15 protein-coding genes are annotated in these 11,535 nt (G+C 64.3%); 11 read left to right on the top strand and 4 right to left on the bottom strand.

Going from position 1 to position 11,535, the window contains the following annotated elements; all coding sequences use genetic code 11:
- The first annotated feature begins 5 nt into the window (after nt 1-5).
- The 6 genes from purE to FJ964_RS13920 all read left to right on the top strand — a co-directional run bounded on the left by purE (nt 6) and on the right by FJ964_RS13920 (nt 4,420).
- Nucleotides 6-503 (top strand): 5-(carboxyamino)imidazole ribonucleotide mutase, encoded by a 498-nt coding sequence (gene purE, locus FJ964_RS13945; protein WP_140550896.1) that lies wholly within the window; start codon nt 6-8, stop codon nt 501-503.
- Nucleotides 500-1,576 (top strand): 5-(carboxyamino)imidazole ribonucleotide synthase, encoded by a 1,077-nt coding sequence (locus FJ964_RS13940; protein ID WP_140550895.1) that lies wholly within the window; start codon nt 500-502, stop codon nt 1,574-1,576. The genes purE and FJ964_RS13940 overlap by 4 nt, the downstream gene beginning before the upstream one ends.
- A 274-nt stretch (nt 1,577-1,850) precedes the next feature.
- A complete protein-coding gene (gene ykgO, locus FJ964_RS13935; protein WP_125004464.1) occupies nt 1,851-1,976 on the top strand; it encodes a type B 50S ribosomal protein L36 in 126 nt (41 codons plus the stop codon).
- Nucleotides 1,977-2,085: 109 nt separating this feature from the next.
- Entirely contained in the window at nt 2,086-2,724 is a 639-nt protein-coding gene (locus FJ964_RS13930) for a hypothetical protein (protein WP_140550894.1), read from the top strand.
- Between the two features lie 111 nt (nt 2,725-2,835).
- Nucleotides 2,836-3,903 (top strand): alpha/beta hydrolase, encoded by a 1,068-nt coding sequence (locus tag FJ964_RS13925; RefSeq protein WP_140550893.1) that lies wholly within the window; start codon nt 2,836-2,838, stop codon nt 3,901-3,903.
- Between the two features lie 52 nt (nt 3,904-3,955).
- Entirely contained in the window at nt 3,956-4,420 is a 465-nt protein-coding gene (locus FJ964_RS13920; protein ID WP_140550892.1) for a hypothetical protein, read from the top strand.
- Nucleotides 4,421-4,432: 12 nt separating this feature from the next.
- Here FJ964_RS13920 and pyk read toward each other — a convergent pair whose 3' ends face one another.
- Nucleotides 4,433-5,866, bottom strand: coding sequence for a pyruvate kinase (gene pyk, locus FJ964_RS13915; protein ID WP_140493391.1), 1,434 nt, complete (start codon nt 5,864-5,866; stop codon nt 4,433-4,435).
- Complete coding sequence (locus tag FJ964_RS13910; RefSeq protein WP_140493388.1) at nt 5,863-6,351, bottom strand: DUF1036 domain-containing protein; 489 nt, start codon at nt 6,349-6,351, stop codon at nt 5,863-5,865. Before FJ964_RS13910 ends, pyk begins: the two co-directional genes overlap by 4 nt.
- A 245-nt stretch (nt 6,352-6,596) precedes the next feature.
- On the opposite strand from FJ964_RS13910, the gene FJ964_RS13905 reads away from it, so the two are divergent.
- The 3 genes from FJ964_RS13905 to FJ964_RS13895 all read left to right on the top strand — a co-directional run bounded on the left by FJ964_RS13905 (nt 6,597) and on the right by FJ964_RS13895 (nt 9,023).
- On the top strand, nt 6,597-7,394 hold the full coding sequence (locus FJ964_RS13905; RefSeq protein ID WP_140550891.1) for an N-formylglutamate amidohydrolase: 798 nt from the start codon (nt 6,597-6,599) through the stop codon (nt 7,392-7,394).
- A gap of 10 nt (nt 7,395-7,404) precedes the next feature.
- A complete protein-coding gene (locus FJ964_RS13900) occupies nt 7,405-7,713 on the top strand; it encodes a DUF1244 domain-containing protein (protein ID WP_140517585.1) in 309 nt (102 codons plus the stop codon).
- Between the two features lie 128 nt (nt 7,714-7,841).
- A complete protein-coding gene (locus FJ964_RS13895) occupies nt 7,842-9,023 on the top strand; it encodes an MFS transporter (protein ID WP_140550890.1) in 1,182 nt (393 codons plus the stop codon).
- Here FJ964_RS13895 and FJ964_RS13890 read toward each other — a convergent pair.
- Complete coding sequence (locus FJ964_RS13890) at nt 8,981-9,895, bottom strand: LysR family transcriptional regulator (RefSeq protein ID WP_140550889.1); 915 nt, start codon at nt 9,893-9,895, stop codon at nt 8,981-8,983. The two genes, FJ964_RS13895 and FJ964_RS13890, sit on opposite strands and share 43 nt — an antisense overlap.
- A 116-nt stretch (nt 9,896-10,011) precedes the next feature.
- Between FJ964_RS13890 and FJ964_RS13885 the strand changes: the two genes are divergently transcribed.
- Complete coding sequence (locus FJ964_RS13885) at nt 10,012-10,221, top strand: DUF680 domain-containing protein (RefSeq protein WP_140550888.1); 210 nt, start codon at nt 10,012-10,014, stop codon at nt 10,219-10,221.
- Between the two features lie 68 nt (nt 10,222-10,289).
- Nucleotides 10,290-11,249, top strand: a complete 960-nt coding sequence (locus tag FJ964_RS13880; RefSeq protein WP_140550887.1) for an SDR family oxidoreductase — start codon at nt 10,290-10,292, stop codon at nt 11,247-11,249.
- 56 nt (nt 11,250-11,305) lie between these two features.
- On the opposite strand, the gene FJ964_RS13875 is transcribed toward FJ964_RS13880, so the two are convergent.
- A complete protein-coding gene (locus tag FJ964_RS13875; protein WP_140493366.1) occupies nt 11,306-11,464 on the bottom strand; it encodes a DUF3309 family protein in 159 nt (52 codons plus the stop codon).
- Nucleotides 11,465-11,535 lie beyond the last annotated feature (71 nt).

The following is an 11,535-nucleotide window of genomic DNA, read 5'->3' as shown; positions in this document are numbered from 1 at the left end:
GAAGCTTGGACGATCAACGCGCCGACGTCGCCATCATCATGGGCAGCCAGTCCGACTGGGCGACCATGCGCCATGCCGCTGAGACACTGGAGGCGCTTGGCATCCCGCATATCAGGCGGATCATCTCGGCGCACCGCACCCCCGACCGACTCTACGACTTCGCCAAGGGCGCCAAGGCCGCCGGCTACAAGGTCATAATCGCCGGTGCCGGCGGCGCGGCGCACCTGCCCGGCATGACGGCGGCGATGACACCGCTGCCGGTGTTCGGCGTGCCGGTGGAATCCAAAGCCCTGTCGGGACAGGATTCGCTGCTGTCCATCGTCCAGATGCCGGCCGGCATTCCGGTGGGGACGCTGGCCATCGGCAAGGCCGGTGCGGCCAATGCAGCCCTGCTGGCCGCTGCCGTGCTGGCGCTCCACGACGACAAGCTTGCCGGGCGGCTTGATGCCTGGCGCGCCTCCCAGACCGCCAAGGTCGCTGCCGAACCCACGGACGCGCCGTGAGCCTGCCCGCCGGATCGACCATCGGCATCATCGGCGGCGGCCAGCTCGGCCGCATGCTGGCAATGGCGGCCGCTCGCCTCGGCTACCGCACCGTGGTGCTGGAGCCGCAGCCGGATTGCCCCGCGGCGCAGGTCGCCAACCGTCAGGTCACGGCCGCCTATGACGACCCCGCCGCGCTTGCCGAACTGGCCGCGGCAAGTGCCGTCGTCACTTATGAGTTCGAGAACGTTCCGGTTGCCGCCGCCGAGGCGCTCGCCGCAAAGGTGCCGGTCTATCCGCCTGCGCGCGCGCTTGATGTGGCGCAGGACCGGGTGACCGAGAAGACATTTCTCAACGGCATCGGCATTGCCACGGCGGATTTCCGCGCAGTCGACAATGACGACGAGCTGACGGCGGCGCTGAAGTCCTTTGGCGGCAGCGGCATATTGAAGACGCGGCGCATGGGTTATGACGGCAAGGGCCAGCGCGTCTTCCGCGACATGGAAGCCGGCGGCTTCGCCGGCACCTGCGAGGCCATGGGCAACGTGCCGCTGGTCCTCGAGGCCTTCGTTTCCTTTGAGCGCGAAGTCTCCGTCATCGCCGCGCGCGGCATCGATGGCGTCGTCGCCGCTTACGATCCGGCCGAGAACGTCCACCGCAGCGGCATTCTCCATACATCGACCGTGCCGGCTGCGATCGCGCCCCAGACAGCCGAGGCGGCCCGGACGGCGGCGGTGAAGATCCTGTCGGCGCTTGACTATGTCGGCGTCATCGGCGTCGAGTTCTTCGTGTTGGCCGACGGCTCGCTGCTGGCCAACGAGATCGCGCCCCGCGTCCACAATTCAGGTCATTGGACGGAAGCCGCCTGCACCGTTTCGCAGTTCGAGCAGCATATCCGCGCCGTGGCCGGGCTGCCGCTCGGCGACCCGCGGCGCCATTCCGACTGCGTGATGGAGAACCTGATCGGCGACGATATCATGCGCGTTCCAGAATTGCTGGCGGAGCCAGAGCTGATGTTGCATCTCTACGGCAAGGCCGAGGCGCGGCCCGGCCGCAAGATGGGCCATTTCACCCGGATCAGCCGCCGCGCCTGACAGCGACAGCGACACCGCGAGCTACTGGGCAGGAAAACTCGGCGTATGTCGTTCCCCCAGTCACGTGGCGACCACCACATCATACCAGCCGGTGCCGAGCCATGGGCCGGTTGCGGATATTTGACGACACCCGGCATTCATCTCCGCTACGAGGCATGCTTGCGGTTGACACGGACAAGGCTCCTCGTTTATGAGCCACCCACAGTTCAAAGGCGCGTCTTCTGGCGCGCCTTAAAATTTCGACCCGACCGGGTCCACACCGACAGGCAAGACCATGAAGATCAAGAATTCGCTCAAGGCGCTGAAGGCGCGTCATCGCGACAACCGTCTGGTTCGCCGCAAGGGCCGCGTCTACATCATCAACAAGACCGCCCCGCGCTACAAGGCGCGCCAGGGCTGAGCTTCGTCGCGAGGCTTTTTGCCTCCGCAGTTGGTGTTTATCGTCGGTCCGCCGGCTTTTCACGCTAAAATCGGTTTGACGTTCCGCCGCCCGGGACTAGATTCGGGCGATGCGGATTCTTTTTGCATTTCTGACGATCCTTCTCGTTTGCAGCGCCGTCTCGTTGCCGGCGCGGGCCGATGATCGGGCGGCGGTGCAAGCGGCCCCGGAGCCGGCGCCTCCGGATGCCCAGCCGGTGCCGGAAGCCCCGCCTCCCGCAATGACCAGGGAGGCCCGGCTCGACAAGCTGTTTGCCGATCTCAAGCGCGAGCGCAACGAAAAGGCGGCAGAGCGTATCGCCGGCATCATCTGGAACGAATGGTCCCAGTCGGGCAGCGCCTCGATCGACCTGATGATGCAATGGTCGCAGAAGGCGATCGAGAACCAGAAGTTCGACGTCGCGCTCGATTTCCTCGACCAGGTGGTGACATTGCAGCCAGCGTATGCCGAGGGCTGGAACCGGCGTGCAACGGTGCATTTCATGATGAAGAACTACGGCAAGTCGATGTCCGACATCGACCATGCGCTGCAACTCGAACCACGCCATTTCGGCGCGCTGTCGGGCCTGGCGCAGATCATGACCGTGACCGGACGCAAGCAATCGGCGCTCGAGGCCTGGCAGAAGGTCCTTGCCATCTATCCGATGCTGCGCAGCGCCCAGGACCAGGTCGGCACGCTTTCGGAAGAGCTCGCCGGTGAAGGCATTTGATATTTAAGGCAGTAGGGGAATAGGGCAGTACGGCAGTAGGAGAGAGATCGCCTGGAAATACTTGCTACTCCCCTACTCCCCTACTCCCCTACTCCCTCTCGTATATCCCGCATGAACCTGCTCTATGCCGTCTTCGCCTTCCTTCTGGCGCTCGTCTTTGGCTTTGTCGGCATCACCCGCGTCGGCTCCTGGCTGATCGAGCGCCGCAACCCGGCCGTCGGCGAATTCGTCGACATCGACGGCGTGCGCATCCACTACGTCCACGTTCCTGGCCCCGCCAAGGCCGACCTGCCGCCTGTTGTCTTCATCCACGGCGCCAGCGCCAATCTCAGGGATCAGATGCTGCCGCTCAGGCCGCTGCTCGAAGGGCGCACCGAATTGCTGTTCTTCGACCGGCCGGGATTCGGCTGGTCAGGACGCGGGCCCGGCAACAACGAGGATCCCTGGTCGCAGGCCGGCACCGTCGCCGCGCTGATGGACCATCTCGGCATGAAGGAGGCCATCATCGTCGGCCATTCCTTCGGTGGCGCGGTGACGGCCGCCTTCGGCCGCGAGCATGCCGACAAGACGCTCGGGCTGGTGTTCCTGGCACCGGCGACCCATCCGTGGCCAGGCGGCGCAACCGCCTGGTACTACGACCTGACCACCATTCCGGTGATCGGGCGGCTGTTCTCCGAAACGCTGAGCTATCCGGCAGGAATGCTGCGGATCGCCGCCGCCACGACCTGCGTCTTCTCGCCCAACAAAGTGCCGGACAATTATGTAGCCAAAGCCGCGATCCCGCTGGTGCTGAGGCCATCGGCCTTCCGCGCAAATGCCAGCGATGTCGCCAGCCTCCACCGCCATGCGCTTGGAGCCGCGCCGCGCTACGCCGAGATAAAGGCGCCGACAGTGATCATCTCGGGCGATCGTGACAAGGTCGTCTACGCCCATGTCCATTCGGTCGGCCTGGAGCGCAACATTGCCGGCGCCGAACTCGTCTGGGTGCGCAATCTCGGCCACAAGCCGGACTGGATCGCGTCTGATCTGGTCGTTGGAGCCATCGAGAAGGTCGCCGGCAGGAGCGTGGATCTGGAGGCGATGGCAAGGGCGGTGGAAGCGCGGGTCGCCGGCGATGCCCATGGCGCCGGCAAATGCGCCGACCTCAAGGAACCCGAAGCGGAGTTGGCGCCGACCTGATGTGCGTCTTCCGAAAGCGGTCGTCGAAAAACGGTAGCGGGGCCACAGCGGCATGTATGTCCTGAAACACGGCATGAAGAAAAATCCCCAGAAATTCTGGGCGCTGCCGGACCGCATCTTCTTCGGCTACGGCGCCTGCCACATTCTCGCGGGTACTTTTCTCGGCTATCCTCCCCTGGAGGGATTCTACGGCGAGCGGATCGTTCCAAGCGGAAACTATCCTGGAAACCATGTCTATGTGACCAACGGCGTGATCGCGTTCGACTACCATGGCTATTCCAGCCGCGAACGGCTTCTGGAACACCACCGACGGGGATGGGCTTCGCACAGCGCCGACTGGCACTGCACGCTGGAAAAGGTCGATTTCGATCTGCTCGACACTGCCGAACTCAATCGGCGAAAGATGCGGGGACCGGATCAGTATCTGCAAGATCCCATAGCCCGCGCGTGCCGCTTTCTTCAGCGCATAGACCACGCCGAAGCGGCAGCAAGAGCTCTCAATATCGCGACGCGTTGAGGTCCTCGGGGCTTAGCGGGTGCCCAAGTCCGATCCGACATAGGCGATGCGCAGCATATTGGTCGAACCCGGCGTCCTTAGCGGCACGCCGGCGGTGATGATGACGCGGTCGCCGGGCTTGCCGAATTCCTCTTCAAGCGCGATGCGGCAGGCGCGATCGACCATGTCGTCGAGATCGGTGGCGTCGGGGGAGACGACGCAGTGCGTGCCCCACAGCAGCGACAGCCGCCGCGCCGTGTTGACGATCGGCGACAGGGCCACGATCGGCACCTGCGGGCGCTCGCGCGCGGCGCGCAGGCCCGTGGTGCCGGAGGCCGTGTAGGTGATGATCGCCGACAGTTTCAACGTCTCGGCGATTTCGCGGGCCGCCAGCGAGATCGCATCGGCGCCGGTTGCTTCAGGCTCGGAACGCTGGGCGTTGATGATGCCGGCATAGGTCGGATCGGTTTCCACCTTGGTAGCGATGCGGTTCATCATCGCCACCGCTTCCACCGGATAGGCGCCCGCAGCCGATTCGGCCGAAAGCATGATGGCGTCGGCGCCTTCGAAGACGGCAATCGAAACGTCGGAGACTTCCGCGCGGGTCGGTACGGGCGCGGTGATCATCGATTCCAGCATCTGCGTGGCGACTACCACCGGCTTGCCGGCGCGGCGCGCGGCGCGCGTGATCTGCTTCTGGATGCCGGGCACGGCTTCCAGCGGCATCTCGACGCCGAGATCGCCGCGCGCGACCATCAGCGCGTCCGACAGTTCAATGATTTCGGCCAGACGGGCAACCGCCTGCGGCTTCTCGATCTTGGCCATGATCAGTGCCCGGCCGCGTGCGATCTTGCGCGCTTCGGCCAGGTCCTCCGGCCGCTGCACGAAGGACAGCGCTATCCAGTCGACGCCGGTGGCGAGCACCGCGTCGAGATCCCTACGGTCCTTCTCGGTCAGCGCGCCGACCGGCAGGTCGGTATCGGGCAGGCTGACGCCCTTTCTGTCGGAAATCGTCGTGCCGGCGACGACGGTGCAGACGATCGCCTTGCCGTTGGCCTTCACCGCTTTCAGCTCCAGCTTCCCGTCGTCGATCAGCAGCCGGTGGCCGGCTTCGACCGAACTCAGGATTTCGGGATGCGGCAGATAGACCCTGGCCGCGGTGCCGGGCTCGGGATTGTCGTCGAGCGTGAAGGTCTGGCCGACGGTCAGCACCTCCTTGCCGTTGGCGAACTTGCCGACGCGCAGCTTGGGCCCTTGCAAGTCGGCAAGGATGCCGATCGGCCTTCCGACCGTCTCCTCGACGGCGCGGATGCGTCCGACGAGCGTGCGCATCAACTCGTGATCGGTGTGGCTCATGTTGATGCGGAACACATCGGCGCCCGCTTCGAACAGCTTCTTCAGCATTTCCTCGGAAGAGGAGGCCGGACCGATGGTGGCTAGGATCTTGACCTTGCGGCTGCGTCTCATTGACTGTTTGTTCCCGGGGCGGCTGGTGCGCCTCCCGTTGCGGGGTCGTCGGTCAGCTGGACCATCCAGCTTGCCTGCTCGCCCGTGTCGTATTCCTGGAATCCGGCGCGCTGGAAGCCCCGGGCGACGCAATCGGTGACGCCGGCGATCTTGAACTCTTTTTCAGCCACGCACATGTTGATCGGGCCGTCCCAGCGTCCGCCGCGTTCGGCGTCTTCTGCATAAAGATAGTAAAACCTTGATGACAGCGGCCCTTCGATCAGCGTCTTGCAGCTCGATCCTTCGATGTGCCACCAGCCCTCGGTGATCCAGCCGGCCTTGGCACGATAGCCGATGCCGACGCCGACCAGGTTTTGCGTCGCGTTGCAGACGCGGAAATCAGCGCGTGCGGGCGAGGCCGCAACCATCGCGGACAAGCCCACGGCGAGCGTCAGGAGCGGCATGGCGAAGGCGAAGCGCACGCGCCGCCCGCCGGCGGAACTCATCCTGAAACCCCTCAAGAACCACATCAGCATCTCTCTGCGCCCCTTTTCGGAAAAGTCCGGGCGCATGTCAACGCGCCGTTTTGTCCAATTCCAATCGATTTAAGAAGGCTCCCGGCGTGCGATCCGTCGCCCTTGCCAGATTTCAGCGGAAACCTTGGCCAAACAACGGCATTGCGCCCGCGTCTTCTTCGTGGAAAGACGATAGCATCCTCCCCGGAAGCCAGCGAACAGACCATTTCCCGCCAATGACCCGATCCACAGTTTTCGCGCCTTTCGATGTCGTCGAGGGCGATCGCAAGCGGGGCGTGGTGCTGCTTGCCGACCATGCCCGACGCGACCTGCCTGAAGACTATGGCAGCCTTGGCCTGCCGGCGGCCGCGTTCGACCGCCACATCGCCTATGACATCGGCGTCGAGGCGGTGACGCGCGAACTCGCTGCCGTGCTCGACGTGCCAGCGGTACTCGCCAATTTTTCGCGGCTGCTGATCGATCCCAATCGCGGCGAGGATGATCCGACGCTGATCCGCCAGCTCTATGACGGCACCGTCGTGACGGGCAACTATCCCCTCACCCCGGAAGAGCGCGAAAGGCGGCTTGATCGCTTCTACCGGCCCTATCACGACGCCGTCGGCGCCATGATCGCCTCGGTCGCGCAGGCTTCCGGCAAGGCACCATTCATCTTCTCCGTGCATTCCTTCACGCCGGTCATGCAGGGCAGGCAGCGGCCGTGGCATGTCGGCGTACTGTGGGACCGCGACGACCGCGTGGCGCGGCCGCTGATCGACATGCTGGCCGCTGACAAAAACCTCATTGTCGGCGACAACGAGCCCTATGACGGCGCGCTGCGGGGCGACACCATGTTCAGGCACGCCATCGTCAACGGCTACGCCCACGCGCTGATCGAAATCCGCCAGGACCTGATCGCGACCGGCGGGGATGCGCTTTCGTGGGCTGAGCGTCTGGCGCCGATCGTTGACGCGATCGATCGCCGTCCCGATATACACCAAGTGAAGATGTTCGGCTCCCGCACCGGGCCGTTATGAGGAAGTTTCGATGACCGAACTCAGCGACGAACAGAAACGCGACTTCGAGGCCGCCGCCTTTCGCAGGCTGGTGGCGCATCTGCGTGAGCGCGGCGACGTGCAGAACATCGATTTGATGAACCTCGCCGGCTTCTGCCGCAACTGCCTGTCGAACTGGTATCGCGAGGCTGCGGAAGCCGAAGGCGTCGATCTGAGCAAGGACCAGTCGCGCGAGATCGTCTACGGCATGCCTTACGCGCAATGGCAGGCGCTGCACCAGACCGAAGCCTCCGACGCCAAGAAGGCTGAATTCGAAGCCAGGCGACCCCGAGACCACTAGGTGGTCTCTCACGTCCTCGATTACCTTAAGCGTTCGGTTTGGCCCAAATGCTTCCCGAGCGAGCGCTTGACTGAAAATTGAATCGATCTAATTTGCCGTGCAAAGCCATTTTCTGACCGGATTCGCCTATGAACGCGTCGAATGCAATGCAGACCGCCATTCGCGGGCGATGGGCCGTGGCGGCCATCTTCCTCGCCAATGGCTTCCTGACCGGCAGCTGGGCGCCGCAGATCCCGGTGTTCCTGACCCGGCTCGACATTTCCAAGTTCACTCTGGGGCTTTTGATCCTGCTGTTCGGCGCCGGCGCTGTCACCGCCATGACCTGGTGCGGGCACCTGATCTCGAGACACGGCTCGCGCACCGTGCTGCGCTGGTTTGGCCTCTGCGGTAGCCTCGGCCTGCTGGTCGTGGCGCTGGCGCCCAACGTGCCGCTGGCTGCCGTCGCCATGTTCATCTTTGGCGGCTCCATCGGCGGCATGGATGTCGCCATGAACGCCAATGCGGTGGTGGTCGAGCGGCGGCTGTCGCGCGCGATCATGTCCTCCTCGCATGGCTTCTGGAGCCTCGGCGGTTTCGCCGGCGGTGCCCTTGGCGGCTTTGCTATCCAGAATTACGGCCACCTCGCCCATGCCGCGGTGGTGACGGTACTTGCCTTCGCGGCGATCGCGGCGGCGGTGCCCTATATCGTCGCCGAGGGCAGGCCGCAGGCTGCCGAGCATCATAAATTCACCTTGCCGGCAAACCCGCTGGTCTACTTCGTCGGCCTGATGGCGCTGCTGACGATGGTCTCCGAAGGCGCCGTGCTCGACTGGGCAGCGCTTTATCTCAGGCAGGAACTTGGCGCCGATCTCGCCATTGCCGGCCTCGCCTACGCCGCCTTTTCCGGCGTCATGGCGATCATGCGTTTCTTCGGCGATGGTGTGCGCAATCGTTTCGGTGCCGTGACGACGTTGCGTGGTTCGGCGATCGTCGCTGCCGCTGGCATGCTGATCGCAGGCCTGTCGCCCTCACCCTGGCTTGCCATCTCGGCCTTCGCGCTGTGCGGCTTCGGCATTGCCAATATGGTGCCGATCATCTTTTCGGCCGGCGGCAACCAGGAAGGCATGTCGTCGGGCACCGGCATGAGCGTGGTCACCACGATGGGCTATTCCGGCATCCTCGTGGCGCCCTCCGCGATCGGCTTTGTCGCCGAGCATTCCAGCTTCGGCCCGATCTTCATCGCCATGTCGGGCCTGCTGATCGTCGTCCTGCTGATGGCCGGATTGGCTCACCGTGCCGAATTCGCTCCCGACGCGGCGCCGGCCGAATAGCATTTCAGTTCCTCGTGAAGGAAATCCGCCACGCGTCGGATGCGCACGCTGGTGCGCACGTCGCGATGCATGGCCAGCCACACCGGCAAGCTGGGCAGCGGCAGGGCCGGCAGCACCTTCTCCACCAGGGGGTCCCGCTCGGCCAGCGGCTCCTGGCCCAGGCCGATGCCGTTTCCCGCCCGCACCGCCTCCCAAAGCACGATCTGGTTGTCGGCCCGAAAGCGAAAACTGTTCCGGGTGACCGGTATGCCGAAATGCGTAAAGCCTCGGATCATCTCGTCGCTCCGGTCGAAGCCGATCAGCGCGTGGTCGAGCAGGTCGGCCGGTTGGCGCGGGCGGCCGCACCGGTCGAGATAGGCTAGGGCAGCACAGGCGCAGAGCGCGATATCGCAGACCTTGCGCGCCACCAACTCGTTCTGTGCCGGCTTGACCATGCGGATGGCGATGTCGGCATCCCGGCGCAGCAGGTTCTCGACCTGGTTGGAAGCGACGATCTCGACCTCGATGCCGGGCTCCTCGATGCCGAGCCGCGCCATCATGTCCGGCAGCACATAGGCCGCCACCACCTCGCTGGCTGCGATGCGCACCGTGCCTTCGATCGCTTCGACCGAACCCAGCGCCAGGAGTGAAAAAGCGCTCGCCTGCTCGCTCACCGCCTTGCCGCGCTCGAACAGAGTGGCCCCGGCTTCAGTCATCGCGTAGCCGCTTCGCCCGCGCCGGAACAGGATGACGCCGAGCGCCTGTTCCAGTTCCGAGATGTGACGGCCAAGCGTCGGCTGACTTGCCGATAGCTTTCTCGCCGCGGCCGACAGGCTGCCGGTCTCAGCGACCGTGACGAAGCTCTTGATCAGGTTCCAGTCGATATCTGCCATTCAAAAATGAATATCAAAATTGCACGCATGGTCAATTTCAATTCATTGATGAGGAAATCATATTCGGCCTGCAGACACCGATACGCACTGCCACAAGCCAATCAGGAGTAACCCAAATGACCAAGATTGCACTCACCGCCGCTGCCCTCCTCATCGCCACCCACGCCGCTTTCGCAAGCAGCGACAAGTTCGGCTCGAACAATGCCAGCCAGAAGCCTGTCGCCAGCACCGACAAGACGATCACCACATCTATCGAGAAGTCGGATGCGATCGTCCGGAAGCCAGTCGTCCAGGGCAGCAACCGCGACCTCTTCGGCAACCGCTGAACAGACGTCGAGATATCCCCAAGGCGGCGGGCTTGTCCCCTCGCTTCAAAGCAAACAGGAGACGAAGAATGACCAAGATTGCAATCCTCGGCGCCAACGGCCGGCTCGGCCGCGTGGTCGCCAAGGCTTTCATCGATGCGGGCTATGATGTCCGCGCCATCACCCGCACCGGCAAGGTGCCGGCTGAGCTTGCAGGCGCGACGGCCGTCGCCGGCGATGCGCTGGATGGCGAGTCTCTGATCCGCGCCACGCAGGGCGTCGACATCATTTTCAACGGCCTGAACCCGATCTATACCGACTGGGGCAAGTGCCTGCCGATGGCCGAGAATGTCATGGCCGCCTGCCGGGCCAACGGCACGCTGCATCTCTTCCCCGGCACCGTCTACAATTATGGCTCGCCGATGCCGGCGGTGATCACGGAAGACACGCCGTTCCATCCGACAACCGAGAAAGGGCGGATCCGCTGCGCCATGGAGGAGCTGTTCCGCCGTGAAGCCGAGGCCGGTCGGGTGCGCACGATCATTCTGCGCGCCGGCGATTTCTTCGGCGGCACCGGCAACGGCTCCTGGTTCGACCTCGTCGTCGCCGCCAAGATGAGCAAGGGCATCTACACTGCGCCCGGCCCGGCCGATCTGGTGCATGAATGGGCCTATCTGCCGGATTTCGCAGTCGGTTTCGTCGCGCTGGCGCGCAATCTCGACAAGCTCGGCTCTTACGAGGCGCTGAATTTTCCGGGCCATGCCGTCACCGACGTCGAGATCAAGATGGCCGCCGAAAGGGCGCTCGGACGCAAGCTTAAACTAAGCTTCATGCCCTGGTGGGTGCTGCGCGCCGGCAGCCCGTTCGTGGCGATGTGGCGCGAGATCGTCTCGATGTCCTACCTGCGCTTCGAGGCGCACCGGCTGGCCTCGGCGCGACTGCACGAGATCATCGGTGAAATCCCGCACACCCCTCTGGACCAGGCGGTGCATGAAGCCTTGCAGGATATCGGCGTCGCCGTCGCGCCGGCCTGGCACCAAGCAGCGTGATTGCCGAGCGTACCGAAAAGATGAGAACGGCGGTCTCGGCTGCAAATCGTTGCCGGTCAGATCCGGCCCATCAGAAGCAGGATAAGCACCACGACGAGGACGACGCCGACGATGCCCGACGGCCCATAGCCCCAGGAGCGCGAATGCGGCCATGCCGGCACCGCGCCGATCAGGATCAGGATCAGGATGATGATGAGAATGGTGCTGATCGTCATTTTAGAGCCCTCGCCGTCTGGTTGAATCCGAGGGAACAATGCAAAAGGCCGCCCGGTAGTTCCCGGGCGGC

Origin of the sequence: Mesorhizobium sp. B2-3-2, from assembly GCF_006442295.1 — a bacterium.
Lineage (GTDB): Bacteria > Pseudomonadota > Alphaproteobacteria > Rhizobiales > Rhizobiaceae > Mesorhizobium.
This window is presented reverse-complemented; position numbering and strand designations above follow the sequence as displayed.